This window comes from Pseudomonas sp. SMV71 (assembly GCF_052042015.1).
In the GTDB taxonomy this organism is placed as follows: Bacteria; Pseudomonadota; Gammaproteobacteria; order Pseudomonadales; family Pseudomonadaceae; genus Aquipseudomonas.
Genome location: NZ_JBKGGU010000014.1, coordinates 33,756 through 52,763, shown reverse-complemented (window position 1 = coordinate 52,763; position 19,008 = coordinate 33,756). Strand labels below are relative to the sequence as shown.

15 protein-coding genes, 2 tRNA genes and 1 pseudogene are annotated in these 19,008 nt (G+C 60.7%); 4 read left to right on the top strand and 14 right to left on the bottom strand.

Annotation, left to right across the window (positions count from 1 at the left end):
* Positions 1-58: 58 nt before the first annotated feature.
* The 11 genes from ACLEJQ_RS15980 to rnr all read right to left on the bottom strand — a co-directional run bounded on the left by ACLEJQ_RS15980 (position 59) and on the right by rnr (position 12,055).
* Positions 59-520, bottom strand: a complete 462-nt coding sequence (locus ACLEJQ_RS15980; protein WP_440796509.1) for a hypothetical protein — start codon at positions 518-520, stop codon at positions 59-61.
* Positions 521-582: 62 nt separating this feature from the next.
* Complete coding sequence (locus ACLEJQ_RS15975; protein WP_440796508.1) at positions 583-1,044, bottom strand: hypothetical protein; 462 nt, start codon at positions 1,042-1,044, stop codon at positions 583-585.
* Positions 1,041-1,961 carry an NAD synthetase gene (locus tag ACLEJQ_RS15970; protein WP_440796507.1) on the bottom strand — a complete coding sequence of 307 codons (921 nt, stop codon included), beginning with the start codon at positions 1,959-1,961 and terminating at the stop codon, positions 1,041-1,043. Before ACLEJQ_RS15970 ends, ACLEJQ_RS15975 begins: the two co-directional genes overlap by 4 nt.
* 304 nt (positions 1,962-2,265) lie before the next feature.
* Positions 2,266-4,563 carry a YgiQ family radical SAM protein gene (locus ACLEJQ_RS15965; RefSeq protein ID WP_440796506.1) on the bottom strand — a complete coding sequence of 766 codons (2,298 nt, stop codon included), beginning with the start codon at positions 4,561-4,563 and terminating at the stop codon, positions 2,266-2,268.
* A gap of 209 nt (positions 4,564-4,772) precedes the next feature.
* Positions 4,773-6,170, bottom strand: a complete 1,398-nt coding sequence (gene dnaB / locus ACLEJQ_RS15960; protein ID WP_440796505.1) for a replicative DNA helicase — start codon at positions 6,168-6,170, stop codon at positions 4,773-4,775.
* A gap of 121 nt (positions 6,171-6,291) precedes the next feature.
* On the bottom strand, positions 6,292-6,738 hold the full coding sequence (gene rplI / locus ACLEJQ_RS15955) for a 50S ribosomal protein L9 (protein WP_003186385.1): 447 nt from the start codon (positions 6,736-6,738) through the stop codon (positions 6,292-6,294).
* An 18-nt stretch (positions 6,739-6,756) separates the two neighbouring features.
* The gene (locus tag ACLEJQ_RS15950; RefSeq protein ID WP_440796504.1) at positions 6,757-7,647 is read right to left on the bottom strand and encodes a hypothetical protein; all 891 of its coding nucleotides are present in this window, start codon (positions 7,645-7,647) and stop codon (positions 6,757-6,759) included.
* A 36-nt stretch (positions 7,648-7,683) separates the two neighbouring features.
* Positions 7,684-7,914: a 30S ribosomal protein S18 gene (gene rpsR / locus ACLEJQ_RS15945; protein ID WP_002551829.1), complete on the bottom strand. Its 231-nt coding sequence runs from the start codon at positions 7,912-7,914 to the stop codon at positions 7,684-7,686.
* A gap of 28 nt (positions 7,915-7,942) precedes the next feature.
* Positions 7,943-8,371: a 30S ribosomal protein S6 gene (rpsF, locus tag ACLEJQ_RS15940; RefSeq protein ID WP_144928417.1), complete on the bottom strand. Its 429-nt coding sequence runs from the start codon at positions 8,369-8,371 to the stop codon at positions 7,943-7,945.
* Positions 8,372-8,675: 304 nt separating this feature from the next.
* The gene (gene rlmB / locus ACLEJQ_RS15935) at positions 8,676-9,443 is read right to left on the bottom strand and encodes a 23S rRNA (guanosine(2251)-2'-O)-methyltransferase RlmB (protein WP_440796503.1); all 768 of its coding nucleotides are present in this window, start codon (positions 9,441-9,443) and stop codon (positions 8,676-8,678) included.
* A complete protein-coding gene (gene rnr / locus ACLEJQ_RS15930; RefSeq protein ID WP_440796502.1) occupies positions 9,440-12,055 on the bottom strand; it encodes a ribonuclease R in 2,616 nt (871 codons plus the stop codon). Before rnr ends, rlmB begins: the two co-directional genes overlap by 4 nt.
* Positions 12,056-12,282: 227 nt before the next feature.
* Between rnr and ACLEJQ_RS15925 the strand changes: the two genes are divergently transcribed.
* The 4 genes from ACLEJQ_RS15925 to ACLEJQ_RS15910 all read left to right on the top strand — a co-directional run bounded on the left by ACLEJQ_RS15925 (position 12,283) and on the right by ACLEJQ_RS15910 (position 15,494).
* A tRNA-Leu gene (locus tag ACLEJQ_RS15925) sits at positions 12,283-12,369 on the top strand.
* 177 nt (positions 12,370-12,546) lie between these two features.
* Positions 12,547-12,633 (top strand) — tRNA-Leu (locus ACLEJQ_RS15920).
* A gap of 285 nt (positions 12,634-12,918) precedes the next feature.
* Entirely contained in the window at positions 12,919-13,929 is a 1,011-nt protein-coding gene (locus ACLEJQ_RS15915) for an extracellular solute-binding protein (RefSeq protein ID WP_440796501.1), read from the top strand.
* On the top strand, positions 13,929-15,494 hold the full coding sequence (locus ACLEJQ_RS15910; RefSeq protein WP_440796500.1) for an ABC transporter permease: 1,566 nt from the start codon (positions 13,929-13,931) through the stop codon (positions 15,492-15,494). Before ACLEJQ_RS15915 ends, ACLEJQ_RS15910 begins: the two co-directional genes overlap by 1 nt.
* A gap of 103 nt (positions 15,495-15,597) precedes the next feature.
* Here ACLEJQ_RS15910 and ACLEJQ_RS15905 read toward each other — a convergent pair whose 3' ends face one another.
* From ACLEJQ_RS15905 to ACLEJQ_RS15895, 3 genes and pseudogenes are all read right to left on the bottom strand, one after another.
* Complete coding sequence (locus tag ACLEJQ_RS15905; RefSeq protein ID WP_440796624.1) at positions 15,598-16,302, bottom strand: methyl-accepting chemotaxis protein; 705 nt, start codon at positions 16,300-16,302, stop codon at positions 15,598-15,600.
* Positions 16,303-16,503: 201 nt separating this feature from the next.
* Positions 16,504-16,557 (bottom strand): annotated as a pseudogene (locus tag ACLEJQ_RS15900) (hypothetical protein); the annotation flags it as partial.
* 1,125 nt (positions 16,558-17,682) lie between these two features.
* Positions 17,683-18,975, bottom strand: coding sequence for an adenylosuccinate synthase (locus ACLEJQ_RS15895; protein ID WP_440796499.1), 1,293 nt, complete (start codon positions 18,973-18,975; stop codon positions 17,683-17,685).
* Between the last annotated feature and the right edge of the window lie 33 nt (positions 18,976-19,008).

Sequence of the window (19,008 nt, the reverse complement as noted above, 5' to 3'; positions counted from 1 at the left end):
TCGCTTTCGCGTGCAAAGGGGCGCACATAAATGTGGCGGGAGACGGTAGCGAATCGACTCAGCGACGGGAACGCGAGGTCTTGGCCGCTTGGATGACGAGTCCACGTTGGCGGCGGATTTCCACCAGTTTGCGGCGCATTTCACGGTGGCGTTTGCTGTTGAGCAGTAGTAATCCCAACAGCGGCAGCAGCATCGCGGACAAATAAACGCCTTGATGCGGCCGGTAGGCAAACATCGGAATAACCGCACCCAGACAGGCCAGAAAGTAACCCGCTACACACCCGACGGCCCAGGCACGTCCGCGAGCAATCAAGAGGTTGCCCACTACCAGGACCAATACTAGAGCCAAGGTCCCGAGCCCGACATAGTCGGTCCTGACGGAGGGTTCCAAGGCACGCCAGTAAGTCGTTCCAGCCAGCACCAGCAACGTTGATCCTGAAAAGCAGGCCAGTAGGATGGTGCCCATGAACACCGGAAAATAACGGGCAAGGAAGCCCTTCAGCGATCCGCCGCCAATCATTCCGTGAACTCCTCGTACAGGCCGACGGCGACGGTCTTCATGGCCGTTGCCTGTATAACGACTCATCGGCGGGACCGTGGGCTCTTGATAGCTTGGATAATGAGTTCGCGCTGGCGACGGATTTCCACCAGCTTGCGGCGCATTTCACGGTGGCGCTTGCTGTTGAGCAGCAAGAGGGCGAGCAGCGGAAAAAGCAGACTCAAACTGTAAATCAGCCTGTTGGGTCGATATTCAATTGTGGGCAGTACACATAAAAAACAAAGGCCCAGCACCATCGACAACAGCAACACCCAGCGCGGGCGTCCGCGCGCAATCATGAAATTGCAATGCACTATGACAAGGGTAAGGGCAACTCCGCTCAGAAACGACCATTTCGCGTCATCGGCCAAGGAAAGGTCCCGGAAATAGCTGTCAAAGAACAGCGGAACAGCGAACACCAAGGCAAAGACCGACGCCAGTATTCCCCCTATGAAGACGGGGAAATACCTGAATAAAAAGCCGCGAATACTGGGTTGATCCTTCACTGGTCTATTTCCTCATACAGGCCTACGGCAATCGTCCGGACATTTCCAGAAACTGCGCTTCCGGTGAAGCCGATCACGGCCCCCAAGGCGTCCCGTATCTGCGTGACCGTTGCATGCTTGAGCTGAGTTGATGTGAAGCGTTTGGGTAGCTCACCGGACAACTGCTTCAACTTCAGGAGTTTTGAGGTCAAGCGAGGGTCATTGATACTCAACAACTCCTTGGTCAGTTTGGCCCGTTCTTGTCGATTTAACCCCCTAAGCACCTCTCGCACACTTTTACCTGTTGTAGCCTTATTCAGTCTGACCAGCTTGAGGGTCGTCAGCGAAGACGCACCTACCCCTACCAAGGACGCGGCGTCCAGAGCAATCATCGTGTATTGGTACCACTCTTCGCTGTCGAGTTGATCATTTCGGGCTGGATTACTGATTTCATTGCGAGCGCGATAGCCGCTCGCAAGACATTGGACGGTGCTGGCGACGGCAGCGGTATAGCCCAAGGCAGCGATCACGCTACTGGTTCCAGCTGAAAAGGGGATTGCAACGGAACCGCTAAGCACCACGACCCAACCGATAACGGCTCCCGCACAGGACAAGCTGGTATTGATCGCCTCTGCGACCAATCGCGACTCCCGAGGGTTGTCTTGCACCTGCTGGGCAAACTGAGCCGGCGCAATGTACTTCTGCGCCTCACGCAAAATGATCCGCTTGGGCGCGATGCTGCAGATCGGCTTGAACTCGCGCAGGGTCACCACGTTGAATTCGGCGTCGATGTACACCACGCCCGCCCCAACAATCCCGGGGTCGGCATCAATGGCGGCGAACAAGCGCGGCAGGTTGATCTGGCTTTCGATGCGTTGGCGGGCCATGAATTGGGAGAAGGTGTTGTCCATGCCGATACCCGGCAGTGGGGTGCTCATGTCTATCGTCCTTGGCAGTCGAGAAATGTCTTTACCAACACTGAACCTGTGGCGAGGGAGCTTGCTCCCGCTGGGGTGTGAAACAGCCCCAAAACCATACACCTCAGTGTGTCAGGTCATTTCGGTGTGTATTGGGGGGGGCGCTTCGCCCGAGGCGTCGGACCGTCTCAGCGGGAGCAAGCTCCCTCGTCACAGGAGTGCGCCCGCTTTCATTGGCGGGCGCCACGATAACAAACGGCCAGCAGCGTCGCTAGAAAGCAAAACGCCAGCACTCAGGCTGGCGTTTTGCGTTATCGCTCAAGGATCAGCGCGGTACCACAGGCTTGCGCGCAGGCTTCGGGCCTTTGCCCTTGGCGGCATCCTTGCGCTCCTTGGCGGCCTGTTGGTTGCGGGCGAAGGCCGCGGCCTTGGCTTGCTCGCGCTTGTCCCAGGGGTTGGCGCCGTCGCTGCCACGCGGTGGCAGGCCGGTGTGCTGGGTCAGGATCTTGGTGCCCTTGCCCACTTTGTGGCTGCCGGCCGGCGTCGAGTTCTTGCGACGAGCGCTCTGGTAGCTGTCAGCCGCCGGCTGGTGCAGCGGGATCAACTGGTGCTTGCCCGGCCCGATCAGGTCGGCGCGGCCCATGCGGGTCAGCGCCTCCCGCAACATCGGCCAACCCTTGGGGTCGTGATAGCGCAGGAAGGCCTTGTGCAGACGGCGCTGTTCTTCACTCTTGACGATGGTCACGCCGTCGCTTTTGTAGGTGACCTTGCGCAGCGGGTTCTTGCCCGAGTGGTACATCGCGGTGGCGCTGGCCATCGGCGACGGGTAGAACGCCTGCACCTGGTCGGCACGGAAGCCGTTGCCCTTGAGCCACAGCGCCAGGTTCATCATGTCTTCGTCGGTGGTGCCTGGGTGGGCAGCGATGAAGTATGGGATTAGGTACTGCTCTTTCCCGGCTTCCTTGCTGAACTTCTCGAACATGCGCTTGAACCGGTCGTAGGTACCGATCCCCGGTTTCATCATCTGGTTGAGCGGCCCTTCCTCGGTATGCTCAGGCGCGATCTTCAGGTAGCCGCCGACGTGATGGGTCACCAGCTCCTTGACGTATTCCGGCGACTCGACCGCCAGGTCATAACGCAGGCCGGAGGCGATCAGGATCTTCTTCACCCCAGGCAAGGCCCGGGCGCTGCGGTACAGCTGGATCAAGGAAGAATGATCGGTGTTCAGGTTCGGGCAGATGCCAGGGAACACGCAGGACGGCTTGCGGCACGCGGATTCGATTTCCGGGCTCTTGCAGGCGATGCGGTACATGTTCGCGGTCGGGCCGCCAAGGTCGGAAATAACCCCGGTAAAGCCCGGGACCTTGTCACGGATCTCTTCGATCTCGCGAATGATCGACTCTTCGGAACGGTTCTGGATGATCCGGCCTTCGTGCTCGGTGATCGAACAAAAGGTGCAACCGCCAAAGCAGCCGCGCATGATGTTCACCGAGAAACGGATCATCTCGTAGGCCGGGATCTTTTCCTTGCCGTACGCCGGATGCGGAACACGCGCGTAAGGCATGCCGAACACGTAGTCCATTTCCTCGGTGGTCATAGGAATGGGCGGCGGGTTGAACCAGACATCGACCTCGCCGTGCTTCTGCACCAGCGCCCGGGCATTGCCCGGGTTGGTTTCCAGATGCAGCACGCGGTTGGCGTGGGCGTAGAGCACGGGGTCGTTGCGTACTTTTTCCACCGATGGCAGGCGGATCACGGTTTTGTCACGGGTCATTTTCGGGCTGGCCAGGATCTGCACGACCTTGGCTTCGCCGGGGTCCTCAACCGGCCCCTTCTCCTGCTCGATGGCGCAGGCCGCAGTGTCCTGGGTGTTCACGTACGGGTTGATGATCTTGTCGATCTTGCCCGGGCGGTCGATGCGCGTGGAATCGACTTCGTACCAGTCTTTCGGCGTGTCGCGGCGGATGAACGCAGTGCCACGCACATCGGTGATGTCTTCGATCTTGTGCCCGTAGGACAGACGCTGGGCGACTTCGACAATCGCCCGTTCGGCGTTGCCGTAGAGCAGGATGTCGGCGCAGGCATCGATCAGGATCGAGTTGCGCACCCGGTCCTGCCAGTAGTCGTAGTGGGCGATGCGCCGCAGGGACGCCTCGATGCCGCCCAGCACGATCGGCACATGCTTGTAGGCTTCCTTGCAGCGCTGGCTGTAGACCAGGCTCGCTCGGTCCGGCCGCTTGCCCGCCAGGCCGCCCGGCGTGTAGGCGTCGTCGGAGCGGATTTTCTTGTCGGCGGTGTAGCGGTTGATCATCGAGTCCATGTTGCCGGCCGCGACACCGAAGAACAGGTTGGGCTCGCCGAGCTTCATGAAGTCGTCCTTGGACTGCCAGTTCGGCTGGGCAATGATCCCGACGCGGAAGCCCTGGGCTTCCAGCAGACGGCCAATGATCGCCATGCCGAACGACGGATGGTCGACGTACGCGTCACCGGTGACGATGATGATGTCGCACGAATCCCAGCCGAGCTGATCCATCTCCTCCCTGCTCATGGGCAGGAACGGCGCCGGGCCGAAACATTCGGCCCAGTACTTGGGATAGTCAAATAACGGCTTGGCTGCTTGCATGTCGATGACCGGTATAGAAGATGGAAAATCGCGGGCGCGGAATATAGCACAAAAAATAACCAATTTGTGGCGAGGGAGCTTGCTCCCGCTCGGCTGCGTAGCAGCCGCACAATCAATTGATGCTATTTGTCAGGAAAATTTTTGCCTTGTTGGGGGCTGATGCGCAGCCCAGCGGGAGCAAGCTCCCTCGCCACAGGGGCGGTGGCAGGTTATTCATCATCGTCGAAGTTATAGCTACCCGGCGCCAGGTTCTCAAAGCGCGTGTACTTACCGATGAACGCCAGGCGGATAAAGCCGATCGGCCCGTTCCGCTGCTTGCCGATGATGATTTCGGCAATGCCTTTGTGTTCCGTCTCCGGGTGATACACCTCGTCGCGGTACACGAACATGATGACGTCGGCGTCCTGCTCGATCGCACCCGATTCCCGCAAGTCGGAGTTCACTGGGCGCTTGTTGGGGCGCTGTTCCAGGGAGCGGTTCAGCTGGGAAAGCGCCACCACCGGGCAGTTGAACTCCTTCGCCAGGGCCTTGAGGGAACGGGAGATCTCGGAAATCTCGTTGGTCCGGTTGTCGCCGCTGGAGCCGGGGATCTGCATCAGTTGCAGGTAGTCGATCATGATCAAACCGATCTCACCGTGCTCACGTACCAGGCGCCGGGTGCGGGCGCGCATTTCCGACGGGCTGATGCCGGCCGTATCGTCGATGAACAGCTTGCGGTCGTTGAGCAGGTTGACCGCCGAGGTCAGGCGTGGCCAATCGTCGTCTTCCAGTTGGCCTGAACGGACCTTGGTCTGGTCGATGCGCCCCAGGGAAGAAAGCATACGCATGATCAGCGATTCACCTGGCATCTCCAGAGAGTAGACCAGGACGGCCTTGTCGCTGCGCAGTACGGCGTTTTCCACCAGGTTCATTGCAAAGGTGGTCTTACCCATCGACGGACGGCCAGCGACAATGATCAGGTCGGCCGGTTGCAGCCCGCTGGTTTTCTCGTCGAGGTCGGTATAGCCAGTGGACAAGCCCGTGATCGCGTCGGAAGTGTTGAACAGCGTATCGATCCGGTCGATGGCCTTGGTCAGCAGCTCATTGACGCCGACCGGGCCGCCGGTCTTCGGCCGGGCCTCGGCGATCTGGAAGATCTGCCGTTCGGCTTCGTCGAGGATCTCTTCGGCAGTGCGGCCTTCGGGGTTGAATGCACTGTCGGCGATCTCGTTACTGATGCCGATCAGCTGACGCAAAGTCGCACGTTGCCGAACGATTTGCGCATAGGCCTTGATGTTGGCGACGGACGGCGTATTTTTCGCCAGCTCACCCAGGTAGCCAAGGCCGCCGACCTGGGACGTCTGTCCCTCCTTGTCCAATTGCTCGGCCAGGGTCACGACGTCGATCGGCATGTTCTGATCGGCCAATTTGGCGATCGCACGGAAGATCAGGCGGTGGTCATGCCGGTAGAAATCGCCGTCGGACACTTGATCGAGCACGCGCTCCCAGGCGTTGTTGTCCAGCATCAGGCCACCGAGTACGGCCTGTTCGGCCTCGATGGAATGCGGCGGCACCTTCAGGGCAGCGGTTTGCAGATCATATTGCTCAGGAGCGGTGATTTCGTTCATGGCCACGGGGATTCTGGTGATGGAAACAGCAATTGCAGAAAGACAAAGGGCACGACCTGTAGACAGGATCGTGCCCGATGTTACCGACTAGTACCCAAGGGTGCCAGCCGACAGATGTTGCTTAGGCTGCTACCACGACAACGCGTACAGTGGCTTCAACTTCGGCGTGCAAGTGCACGGCGACGTCGAATTCACCCACGTTGCGGATGGTGCCGTTCGGCAGACGAACTTCGCTTTTCGCGACTTCAACGCCGGAGGCGGTCAGTGCGTCAGCGATGTCGTGGGTACCGATCGAACCGAACAGCTTGCCTTCGTCGCCAGCAGTGGCAGTGATGGTCACTTCCAGCTCGGCCAGTTGAGCAGCACGGCTTTCAGCCGAGGCTTTACGGTCTGCGGCAGCTTTTTCCAGCTCAGCGCGACGCTCTTCGAACGCAGCCAGGTTGGCAGCGGTCGCAGCGGTGGCTTTGCCGAAAGGCAGCAGGTAGTTACGACCGTAGCCGGCCTTAACGTTTACTTTGTCGCCCAGGTTGCCCAGGTTGGCGATTTTTTCCAGAAGGATCAGTTGCATGTGAAAATCCTCTAACTTTTAACCTTCACCGTTCGCGTTGTCGGCGTCTTTCGACGCCATCCGACCGCGAAAATCAATCAGGCTGTCAACGATGGCCAGGACCACGAGCAACGGACCGAGCAAGTGCATGAAAGGCAACAACGTCACGTACATCCCCACCAGCCAGAAAGCAGCCAGTCGTTTCTGCGCCACCAGCCCGTGAACCAGGGCCAGGCCGGCGAAGACCAGCGGTACACTGCACAACGGCATCAGAATCAGTGCATGCAGCCCGAAAAACGGGGCCACAAACATGACGGCCAGCAGTGACAGCGCCACGCTCTTGGGGAATCGGATTGCGCGAAATTCACGCCCGAAACCACCGGGGTTGTACAACGAAGCCTGCCAATAGCGCCCGAGAATCAGGCATAGCACGCTAAAGATCTGCAACGAAGCTGCTATCGAAATGATCGTCAGCGGTGCGGCCATGCGGGTGAAAAACGCCTTTTCGTCTGCCGAGAGTGTCTCGTAGACCCCACCCATCGCCAGCGGCAGGACGTTCTCGAACGTCTGCGCCAGTGATTCGATGATGGAACTGAATACAGTCCCCAGGCTCACCGCACACAACAACCCCACGGCCACGCTGCAAAGCAGCACGCGATTCCAGGTATGCCCGGCGCGCAGAATCAACGCCAGGCCGCCAGCCCCGAGCAACACCAGGAGTGTCGTCGGGTCCTTCAGGAAGTACCAGCTCACCAACGCTGACACCACCCCGATACCCAGGACGCTCAAGGCGTCCGAACCGCGCCGCAGAAGCACCAGGCTCCCGGCGGCGGCACTCAACCAGAACAACAGCGGCAATGCCGCGGATCCGGCCACGACCAGCGTGGCCTGCACACGTCCCCGCATGATGAAGTCAGCCAAGGCGCGCATGCATTCGATCCCTTACTACTCGTCGACTGCCCGGTCTCAGCGGCCGTGGCTGTCGGTGTAGGCCAGCAGGGCCAGGAAGCGGGCGCGCTTGATAGCGGTGGCCAGCTGACGCTGATAACGAGCTTTGGTACCGGTGATGCGGCTTGGAACGATTTTGCCGGTCTCGGATACGTAGGCTTTCAGGGTGTTGAGATCTTTGTAGTCGATCTCTTTCACGTCTTCAGCGGTGAAGCGGCAGAATTTACGACGACGGAAGAAACGTGCCATGTGATTGGCTCCTTAAAAGGTCCGTGGATTACTCGTCAGCGTTATCGCTGTTGTCGCTGTCGCTATCGCTGTCATCGCCATCGGCGCTGTCAGAGTGCTCAGGACGGTCGCGACGCTCACGGCGCTCACTGCGGTTTTCTTCAGCCTTGAGCATCTCGGATTGGCCGGTGATGGCTTCTTCGCGACGGATGACCAGGTTACGGATCACTGCATCGTTGTAGCGGAAGTTGTCTTCCAGCTCGGCCAGGGCCTTGCCGGTGCACTCAACGTTCAGCATCACGTAGTGAGCCTTGTGAACATTGTTGATTGCATAGGCCAGTTGACGACGGCCCCAGTCTTCCAGACGGTGGATTTTGCCGCCGTCTTCTTCGATCAGCTTGGTGTAACGCTCAACCATGCCGCCGACTTGCTCGCTTTGATCCGGGTGGACCAAAAAGATGATTTCGTAATGACGCATGAATGCTCCTTACGGGTTGTAGCCTGCCGCTTAAAAACGGTCAGACAAGGAGTGAATGACACTTATGGACTTGAGGACGCTAGACACATAAGTGCCTGCCATCACAGCAAGGGGCGCAATTGTAGAGAAGGGTCGAAGGCGGCGCAAGGCAATTGGTGATTATTTGAACAGTCACAATCGCGCCCACACACGAAACCACTGTGGGAGCGAGCCTGCTCGCGATAGCGGTGGATCAGTCAGCACAAATGCAAACTCACACTCCGCTATCGCGAGCAGGCTCGCTCCCACAGGGACTGCAACTGGATCAGGGCTTTTTGGCGGCCGTAGCCGCCTTCGCCCCACGCTGGCGCATCGCCTCGAACAGGCACACCCCGGTCGCTACCGAGACGTTGAGGCTGCTGACGCTGCCGGCCATCGGCAATTTGACCAAATAGTCGCAATGTTCACGAGTCAGGCGACGCATGCCTTTGCCTTCGGCGCCCATGATCAGGATGGTCGGGCCGGTGAGGTCCTGGTCATAGATACTGACCTCGGCCTCGCCTGCCGTGCCGACAATCCACAAGCCGCGCTGCTGGAGTTTTTCCAGGGTACGCGCCAGGTTGGTCACGGCCACCAGGGGAATGACTTCCGCCGCACCGCAGGCGACTTTGCGCACCACCGGCGTCAAGGTCGCCGACTTGTCCTTGGGCACGATCACCGCCAATGCCCCGGCGGCGTCCGCCGAACGCAGGCAGGCGCCGAGGTTGTGGGGATCGGTCACACCGTCCAGCACCAGCAGCAAGGGCGCGCCTTCGGTGCGGTCGAGCAACTCGTCGAGCATCGCCTCGCCCCAGACCTGGCTCGGGCTGACTTCAGCAACAACGCCCTGGTGGACACCTTCGACCCAGGCATCCATCTCGCGCCGTTCGGCCTGGCCGACGGCCACGCGGTTTTCATTGGCCAGTTCGACCAGGGTCTGGACCCGTGGCTCGCTGCGACCTTCGGCCAACCAGATCTGCTTGACCCGCTTGGGGTGATGACGCAACAACGCTTCCACGGCGTGCACACCGTAGATTTTCTCCAACTGACTCATGACTTGGCCTTGGGTTTACGCGCCCCGCCACTTTTGGCCGGGGCCGAGCCCGCTTTCGGCGGGCCTTTACGGTGTTTGCTCGGCTTGCTGGCCGCCTTGTCCGGAGCCGACCGCCCGGCCTTGCCGGACGCCGCCTTGCCGCCGGCCTTGGCCTCAGCCAGCAACGCCTGCTTCATTTCACGGCTTTTGCGTACTTCGGCGTTTTTCGCCGCGGCATCGCTCGGGCGATAGGCTTCGACAGCCTTTTCCTTGGCCGAACCGCGACGCCCGGACTTGGACGAAGCGGGCTCGGCGGCAGTCTTGGCCGCAGGGGCGGAGGTTTCAGCGCCGCGCTTCTTGCGGCCAATCGGTGCGCTGATGGTTTTTTCCGCCATCTCGAAGTCGATCTTGCGCTCGTCCAGGTCGACGCGCATTACCCGCACTTCGACGGTGTCGCCCAGACGGAAGCTACGACCGGTGCGCTCGCCCGCCAGACGGTGATGCACAGGGTCGAAGTGGTAGTAATCGGCTGGCAGCGCGGTGACATGCACCAGGCCTTCGACATAGATATCGGTCAGTTCGACGAACAGGCCGAAGCCGGTCACGGCCGTGATCACGCCGGGGAACGACTCACCCACGCGATCCTTCATGTATTCGCACTTGAGCCAGTTCACCACGTCGCGAGTCGCTTCGTCGGCGCGCCGCTCGCTCATCGAGCACTGTTCGCCAAGCTGCTCCAGCGCCGCTTCGTCGTACGGATAGATACGCGCCTTCGGAATGGTCATCGCACCGGCACGCTTGACGTGCGGGGTGTTCATCTTCGAATGGATCACGCTGCGGATCGCCCGGTGCGTAAGCAGATCGGGGTAGCGGCGGATCGGCGAAGTGAAGTGGGTATAGGCCTCGTAGTTCAGGCCGAAGTGGCCCTGGTTGTCCGCGCTGTACACCGCCTGGCTCAACGAGCGCAGCATGACGGTCTGGATCAGGTGGAAGTCCGGACGGTCCTTGATGCTGGCCAGCAGAGCCTGGTAGTCCTTGGGTGTCGGACCTTCCTTGCCTTTATGCAAGGACAGGCCCAGCTCACCGAGGAAGGCCCGCAATTTCTCCAGACGCTCCGGCGGCGGACCGTCGTGAACCCGGTACAACGCAGGGATTTCGTGCTTTTTCAGGAATTCGGCGGTGGCCACGTTGGCCGCCAGCATGCATTCCTCGATCAATTTGTGCGCGTCGTTGCGCACGGTCGGACGAATTTCGGCGATCTTGCGCTCGGAGCCGAAGATGATCCGGGTTTCCTGGGTCTCGAAATCAATCGCGCCACGGGCATGACGGGCACCCAACAATACCTTGTACAACGCATAGAGTTGCTTGAGATCCGGCAACACCTCGCTGTACTCACCGCGCAGCTTGCGCGATTCAGCCAGTTTCGGCGCCTCAAGCATCGCGCTGACCTTGTTGTAGGTCAGGCGGGCGTGGGAATGGATCACCGCTTCGTAGAAGCAGTAGTCGGTCATTTCGCCGGATTTGGAGATGTTCATCTCGCAGACCATGGCCAGGCGATCGACATGGGGGTTGAGCGAGCACAGGCCGTTGGACAGCTCTTCAGGCAGCATCGGCACGACGCGCTCGGGGAAATACACCGAGTTGCCGCGCACCTGGGCCTCGGCGTCCAGCGCCGAACCGAGCTTCACGTAGCTGGAGACGTCGGCGATCGCCACGTACAGCTTCCAGCCGCCGGAGAACAGGCGCAGCTTGCCGGGCCGGGCTTCGCAGTAGACCGCGTCGTCGAAGTCACGGGCGTCTTCGCCGTCGATGGTGACAAACGGCAGGTGACGCAGGTCGATGCGCTTCTCTTTGTCCTTCTCCTCGACTTCCGGCTTGAGCTTGGCAGCCTCCTTGAGGACTGCTTCAGGCCACACGTGCGGGATGTCATAGGTGCGCAGGGCAACGTCGATTTCCATGCCCGGCGCCATGTAGTTGCCGACCACTTCCACCACGTCGCCTTGCGGCTGGAAGCGCGGGGTTGGCCAGTGCGTGATTTTCACTTCGACGAACTGACCAATCTTGGCGTTGGCGTTGCGGCCCGGGGTGACCAACACTTCCTGCTGGATCTTCGGATTGTCCGCGACGACGAAGCCGATGCCGCCTTCTTCGAAATAACGGCCAACGATGCTTTCGTGGGCACGAGACACCACTTCGACGATCACGCCTTCACGACGACCGCGACGGTCCAGGCCGGACACGCGGGCCAGGGCCCGGTCGCCGTCGAACACCAGGCGCATCTGCGCCGGGCTCATGAACAGGTCGTCGCTGCCGTCGTCCGGGATCAGGAAGCCGAAGCCGTCCCGATGACCAGCGATGCGACCGAGGATCAGGTCAAGCTTATCCACCGGCGCATAAGTGCCGCGGCGGGTGTAGATCAGCTGGGCGTCACGTTCCATGGCGCGCAGACGGCGGCGCAGGGCTTCGAGCTGGTCTTCGGTGGTCAGACCGAACTCTTCGACCAATTGCTCGCGGCTAGCAGGCGAACCCCGATCGGCGAGATGCGCCAGGATCAGTTCGCGGCTGGGAATAGGGTTTTCATATTTTTCCGCTTCACGAGCGGCCTCGGGATCGAGGGACTGCCAATCGGCCATTAGAGAGTTTTCACCTTGTCTATATGCGGGTTAGTTTGGCATAGGCTTAATGAAACGGGAAATTTCAGGCACTTGAATCCTCTTTCTGAAGTGCTTCGACCGCCCTTTGGAGCCTGTGATCGCGCCGCTGGCGAAATTTCCAGGTTTTTTTGCAGAGAGGGGTTTACAGTTAAAAACACGCTCCGTATAGTGCGCGCCATCGACGACGTACACGCGTTGCCGATACTGCCCAGATGGTGAAATTGGTAGACACGCCAGCTTCAGGTGCTGGTGACCGCAAGGTCGTGGAAGTTCGAGTCTTCTTCTGGGCACCAATTTCAAGCAACAGGTCACCGACTTGTCAGCTTCACAAAAACCCGCGAAAGCGGGTTTTTGCATTCCAGCCCCAGGCAATTTCGTTTTGGTAATTACTAAAACAAAAACAGGGGTTTACATATCAAAATGCGCTCCGTATAGTGCGCCCCATCGACAGCGGCAACGCTGAAGATGCTGCCCAGATGGTGAAATTGGTAGACACGCCAGCTTCAGGTGCTGGTGACCGCAAGGTCGTGGAAGTTCGAGTCTTCTTCTGGGCACCAATTCAAGCTTCAAGGTCATGGCCTTGAACCTCACAGAAACCCGCGAAAGCGGGTTTTTGCGTTTTTGGGGTTTGCTTACCAGTGTCTGCGACTTGGCGCTTGCTCCCGCTGGACGGATTGACGCGCTATGTCCGCGTGCCTTGGGGCTACTTCGTAGCCCAGCGGGAGCGAGCTCCCTCGCCACAGGTACCGCGCTGCCCGCTGGGTACATCCAGACGTACATGAGAAACAATATCGTTTATCATTGTTACAAGTTTTTGCTACACGACAGTGAGGAACCTGCGAATGATGTCCAGAACCACCCTGCGCCGCGCGCTCAACTGCACCCTGCTCGGCCTGGCCCTCGCAACACCCCTCACCCACGCCACCGACAAGGTGGAACTGACTCTCTACAACGGCCAGCACAAGGAAGTCGGAGAAGCGCTGGCCAAGGCTTTCGAGGCCAAGACCGGCATCCACGTCAATGTGCGCAAAGGCAGCAGCAATCAACTGGCCAGCCAGGTGGTCGAAGAAGGCGAGCGCTCACCCGCCGATGTGATCTACACCGAAGAATCGCCGCCCCTGAACAAACTCGGTGAGCAAGGCCTGCTGGCGAAGATCGACGACGCCACCCTGAATGTGCTGCCCAAGGACTACGTCGCCGGCAATGGCACCTGGATGGGCGTCACCGCCCGCGTGCGTGTAGTGGCCTACAACCCGAAACTGGTCGATGAAAAAGACCTGCCCAAAACCGTCCTCGATTTTGCCCAGCCGCAATGGCAAGGCAAGGTCGGCTTCGTACCGACCAGCGGCGCGTTCCAGGAACAAGCCGTCGCCATTATCAAGCTGCACGGCATGGAAGCCGCCGAAGAATGGCTCACCGGGCTGCGCGCCTTTGGCAAGGTCTACAGCAACAACATGGTCGCCCTCAAGGCCGTGGAAAACGGCGAAGTGGCAACCGTGCTGGTGAACAATTATTACTGGTTCGCCTTGCAGCGAGAAAAAGGCCAGCTGGCTTCCAAACTGCATTATTTCACCGGCGGCGATGCCGGTGGGCTGGTGACCGTGTCCAGCGCCGCGGCCTTGAAATCCAGCAAACACCCCGAGCAAGCCCAGCAATTGCTTGCCTATATGGCGAGTGAAGAAGGCCAGCGGGTGATCACCCAGATGTCCGCCGAGTATCCACTGCACAAGGGCATGGTGTCGGATCGCGGACTCAAGCCATTCAGTGAGCTGGAGCCGCCGAAGGTTACCCCGGCCGACCTGGGCAACGCCGAAGAAGCGCTGGAGCTGGAACGCGAAGTCGGCCTGAACTGATGACGCCATCGCTGAACGCTTCGTCCATGACAGGGGGTCATATACCCCGACGCAAGCGTCCTCCCATCGGCCTGCTATTGCCGGTGGCGCTGCTGGTGCTGTTGAGCGCGCTGCCACTGCTGTACGTGGCAACGAAGGCCTGGCAAGCGGGCTGGGTCGAGGCGCTGCATCTGCTGTGGCGACCGTACGTGTTCGGATTGCTGCGCAATACCCTGGCACTGATGCTCGGCGTCACGCTGGCCTGCGGCGTCATCGGGCTGTCCCTGGCCTGGTTGCTCGAACGCAGCAATCTACCCGGACGCCGGTTATGGGGTGTGCTCCTCTGCCTGCCGTTCGCGGTACCGGCGTTTGTCAGCAGTTTCACCTGGGTTTCCCTCAGCGCGCAGTTCGAAGGCCTGGGCGGGGCGATCCTGGTGATGAGCCTGTCGAAGTACCCACTGATCTTTCTTCCCGTGGCAGCCACTTTGCGCAACCTGGACCCGTCCCTCGAAGAATCTGCCCGTACCCTGGGGCAAAACCGCTGGGGCGTGTTCTTTCGTGTCACCCTGCCGCTGCTCTGGCCCTCGTTGCTGGCCGGATCGTTGCTGATTGCGTTGCACATGCTGGTGGAGTTCGGCGCACTGTCGATTATCGGCCTGCAAACCTTCACCACCGCCATCTACCAGCAGTTCGAGCTGGAATTCAGCAACGCCAACGCCGCCATGCTGTCGGCGGTCTTGCTCGCGCTGTGCTTGACGCTGCTCTGGCTGGAACTGCGGATGCGCGGCAAAGGCCGTCATGTGCGCACCGGCCAAGGCGCGGCACGCCAGGCCGAACAGGTGCAATTGGGGTCCTGGGCGTTTATCGGCCAGGCGTATTGCCTGGTCCTGACGATCATTGGCAGCGGGATTCCGCTGGGGATGCTGGTGTACTGGCTGGCGGTCGGCACTTCCGCCGCATTCCCGCTCGGGGAAATCGGCGAGGCATTGCTGTCATCGCTGGCCCTGTCACTTGGCGGCGCCGCGCTCTGCCTGTTACTGGCCGTGCCGGTGGGTCTGCTGGTGGTGCGCTACAAGGGGCGCCTGGCAGTGTGGGCCGAACGCCTGCCCTATCTGCTGCACGCGCTGCCAGGGCTGGTGATCGCCCTGAGCCTGGTGTATTTCGCGCTGCACTATGTGCCGGCGCTGTACCAGACCTCGGGTCTGCTGCTGATCGCCTATGCGCTGCTGTTCCTGCCGCTGGCCCAGGCCCCGGTGCGCACCGCCTTGAACAAAGCCGCACCGCAACTGGAGGAGGCGGCACGCACCCTGGGCGCGTCGTCGTTCAGTGCTTTTTGCCGGGTAACCTTGCCGATCATTTTTCCGGCACTGGGCGCCGCGTTCGCCTTGGTATTCCTGGATGCCATGAAGGAACTGACCGCCACGCTATTGCTGAGCCCCACCGGGCTCAATACGCTGGCGACAGCGGTCTGGGCCCATACGTCGAATGTGGAGTTCGCGGCGGCAGCGCCTTATGCGGCGCTGCTGATCGTGGTGTCGGGGTTACCGGTTTATTTGCTGACGACGCGGATGTATCTGAGCCGCTGAAATGGCTATCGCGAGCAGGCTCGCTCCCACATTGACCCGATGCCACGCTCGAGATCATCTGTTGGAGCGAGCCTGTTCGCAATAAGGCCGGCCCAGGCATCGATCAGGCCCTGAACTGCCCCAGGCTCGCCTTCAACTGCGCCGCCAGACTGTCCAGCATCTTGCCGCTGGCGGTGGTCTCGACCACCGCCTGGGCCGCTTTCTCGGCTTGGGCATGGATCGTCTCCACCCGCCCACGCACCGCTTGCGCGCCCTGGGCCTGATGGGCCGCCGCCTGGGTCGCCAGGCCGATGGCCGCATGCACCTGCTCGACGGACACCTGCACCGACTGCTGCAACCGCGCACTGTCACGCAGCACCAGCAAGCCTTCACTGGCCTGGCGCCCGGCCTGGCCAATCGCTGCCACCGCTTCGCGAGCGCCTTGCTGCAACGCCACGATATGCGCCTGGATATCGCCCGTGGAGCTTTGAGTCTTGCTTGCCAACGCCCGCACTTCGTCTGCCACCACCGCAAAGCCGCGCCCGGTTTCCCCGGCCCGCGCCGCCTCGATGGCCGCGTTCAAGGCCAACAAGTTAGTCTGCTCGGCGATGCCGTGGATCACCGTCAGCACCACTTCAATCTGTTCACTCTGTTGCGCCAGCCGCTCGATGACTTTCGCCCCAGTGTCGACCTGTCCGGCCAAGGCCTCGATCAAACCACTGACCTTGGCCGATGTACGCGTGTTTTCATCGGTGGCCTGGCGAATCTCCACCACTTGTTGCAAGGCCGCCTGCATCGCCTGGCTTTCCGACTGCGCTTCATCGGCCATCTGCGACAGTGCACGCAGACTCTCGGCCACTTCATCACGCTGCATTCCGGCGGCCGCGTCGGCGCCGGAATTACGCAAGGTCATCGCGCCGATTTCCACCCCGGTGCGTTGGGCCACGTCGCCCGCCTCGCGCACGATGGGCTGCAACTTATCCACAAACCGATTGACCGCTGAGGCCATATCGCCGATTTCGTCCTTGCTGTTGATCTGCACGCGCTTGGTCAGGTCACCCTCACCCGCCGCCAGATCGTTCATGGCCGCGATCAGCAGCTTCAAGCGATTGACCACCCGACGCCCCAGCACCACGGCCAGCAGCACCAGAACGCCGAAGCCCACCAGTGCCAGGCCCAGGCCGATGCGCCAGCGCAAGGTCCCGGCGGCTTCCTGCACAGCGCTGGCGGTGTTGGTTTGCATCTGCGTGGCGGTGGCCTGGGCCGATTGCAGGCGACCGCGCATCGCGGTGGCACTGTCGGCCGCGGCCCCCTTGAGGCTATCGCCGACCAACTGGTCGCTGCTGGCAATCAAGGCCGCGAAGCGCTGATCCAGCGCCTTCAGGTCGTTTTCCACGGACGCCGTGGACACGCCCATCAAGACCTTGCCGATCTCCACGCCGTTGGGGTTGATCGAAGCTTCAAGGTAATACACTGACGGATCGTTCTTTGCCGCATCCAAGACCTTGTCCAGCGCCCTCTCACCCTTGCCCTTTTCCAACAGAGCCTTGTTGATCGGGTTTTCCCGGTTGAGGTACCGGGTCAGGTGCTCACCGGCCGCGTCGTCGTAGATGACAAACAACACGTTGGGATTACGCTGGGCGCGACGGGCGAACTCGGACAGGGTTGGAACGTCGCTGTCCCACATGGCGCGGGGGGCGACGGAGGCCAGCAGTTGCGCCATATCATTGGCGGAGTCGCGCAGATCCTTTTCCAGGGCACCACGCAATTGCGCCTGTTCGTCTTTCAGGCGGGTGGAAAGCCCGGCGTTCAGACGCTGACGCGTATTGGCGGAGAGACTGTCCAGGCTGGAGGTGACTTCGCGCCCGGCTTGTTCCAGCTCGGCCGAAAGCTTCTGACTGTCAGCCCCCAGCCGCGAACCGAGATCAGCCTCAAGGGCCGTGACTGTGCTACGGGTCAGCGCAACCGCCACCAGCACTTGCACCAAAAGGGCGATACCCAGGGTAACGAACACCGGCCGCAGCAAACGGCTTTGTAACAGTGAGAGAACAGCCGACACGGGAAATCCCTCTAGCGAACGCCATTATATTGATGGCACTCGTCAAAAGGTGCCGGTAATGGACATCCATAGCAAGTGTCGTGCCGAACGGCAGGGAGAAACGACAAAGGACCCAAACGAGGGTCCTTTGTTTTTTACATCAATGACTTATCAGCCGAACGGATGGCGCAGAACGATGGTTTCGTTGCGATCCGGCCCCGTCGAAATAATGTCGATCGGCGCACCGACCAACTCTTCGACGCGCTTGATGTAGTTGCGAGCCGCCACTGGCAGCTCTTCCAGGGTCTTGGCGCCCACGGTCGATTCAGCCCAACCTGGCATCTGCTCGTACACTGGCTCCAGGCCGATGTAGCTGTCGGCGTCGGTCGGTGCATCGATGACAGCGCCGTCCTGGTTCTTGTAGCCCACGCAGATGTTGATGGTTTCCAGGCCGTCCAGTACGTCCAGCTTGGTCAGGCACAGGCCCGAGATGCTGTTGACGTCGATGGCGCGACGCAGGATGACGGCATCGAACCAGCCGCAACGACGGGCACGGCCGGTGGTGGCACCGAACTCGTGGCCACGCTTGGCCAGAAACGCGCCAATGTCGTCGAACAGCTCGGTCGGAAACGGGCCCGAACCGACGCGAGTGGTGTACGCCTTGGTGATGCCCAGGATGTAGTCCACGTACATCGGCCCGAAGCCCGAACCGGTGGCGATGCCGCCGGCAGTGGTGTTGGAGCTGGTGACGTACGGGTAGGTGCCGTGGTCGATGTCCAGCAGCGAACCCTGGGCGCCTTCGAACATGATGTCCTTGCCGGCGCGACGCAGCTCGTGCAGCTCGGCGGTGACGTCGAGCATCATCGGCTTGAGCAGCTCGGCGTATTCCATGCATTCGTCCAGGGTTTTCTGGAAGTCGATGGCCGGTTCTTTGTAGTAATTGACCAGTACGAAGTTGTGGTAGTCCAGCAACTCGCCCAGCTTGGCGGCGAAACGCTCGCGGTGGAACAGGTCACCGATACGCAGGCCGCGACGGGCGACCTTGTCTTCATAGGCCGGGCCGATGCCGCGACCGGTGGTGCCGATCTTCAGCTCGCCACGGGCCTTTTCACGAGCCTGGTCCAACGCAACGTGATAGGACAGGATCAGCGGGCAGGACGGGCTGATACGCAGGCGCTCGCGCACCGGTACGCCTTTCTCTTCCAGCTTGATGATTTCCCGCAGCAACGCGTCGGGGGCCACCACCACACCGTTGCCGATCAGGCATTGCACGCCTTCGCGCAGCACGCCCGACGGAATCAGGTGCAGAACGGTCTTTTCACCATCGATCACCAGGGTGTGACCTGCGTTGTGGCCACCCTGGTAGCGCACTACGGCGGCAGCATGTTCGGTCAGCAGATCAACGATCTTGCCTTTGCCCTCATCACCCCACTGGGTGCCCAGGACTACGACATTCTTACCCATAACACTTGTCCTCATTCGCGCAAACTTGGTGCC

Coding starts and splice junctions, on each gene's coding strand:
- ACLEJQ_RS15980 (WP_440796509.1), bottom strand. CDS start 520: ATGATTGGCGGCGGATCGCTGAAGGGCTTCCTTGCCCGTTATTTTCCG.
- ACLEJQ_RS15970 (WP_440796507.1), bottom strand. CDS start 1,961: ATGAGCACCCCACTGCCGGGTATCGGCATGGACAACACCTTCTCCCAA.
- ACLEJQ_RS15965 (WP_440796506.1), bottom strand. CDS start 4,563: ATGCAAGCAGCCAAGCCGTTATTTGACTATCCCAAGTACTGGGCCGAA.
- dnaB (WP_440796505.1), bottom strand. CDS start 6,170: ATGAACGAAATCACCGCTCCTGAGCAATATGATCTGCAAACCGCTGCC.
- rplI (WP_003186385.1), bottom strand. CDS start 6,738: ATGCAACTGATCCTTCTGGAAAAAATCGCCAACCTGGGCAACCTGGGC.
- ACLEJQ_RS15950 (WP_440796504.1), bottom strand. CDS start 7,647: ATGCGCGCCTTGGCTGACTTCATCATGCGGGGACGTGTGCAGGCCACG.
- rpsR (WP_002551829.1), bottom strand. CDS start 7,914: ATGGCACGTTTCTTCCGTCGTCGTAAATTCTGCCGCTTCACCGCTGAA.
- rpsF (WP_144928417.1), bottom strand. CDS start 8,371: ATGCGTCATTACGAAATCATCTTTTTGGTCCACCCGGATCAAAGCGAG.
- rlmB (WP_440796503.1), bottom strand. CDS start 9,443: ATGAGTCAGTTGGAGAAAATCTACGGTGTGCACGCCGTGGAAGCGTTG.
- rnr (WP_440796502.1), bottom strand. CDS start 12,055: ATGGCCGATTGGCAGTCCCTCGATCCCGAGGCCGCTCGTGAAGCGGAA.
- ACLEJQ_RS15915 (WP_440796501.1), top strand. CDS start 12,919: ATGATGTCCAGAACCACCCTGCGCCGCGCGCTCAACTGCACCCTGCTC.
- ACLEJQ_RS15910 (WP_440796500.1), top strand. CDS start 13,929: ATGACGCCATCGCTGAACGCTTCGTCCATGACAGGGGGTCATATACCC.
- ACLEJQ_RS15905 (WP_440796624.1), bottom strand. CDS start 16,302: ATGGCCGATGAAGCGCAGTCGGAAAGCCAGGCGATGCAGGCGGCCTTG.
- ACLEJQ_RS15895 (WP_440796499.1), bottom strand. CDS start 18,975: ATGGGTAAGAATGTCGTAGTCCTGGGCACCCAGTGGGGTGATGAGGGC.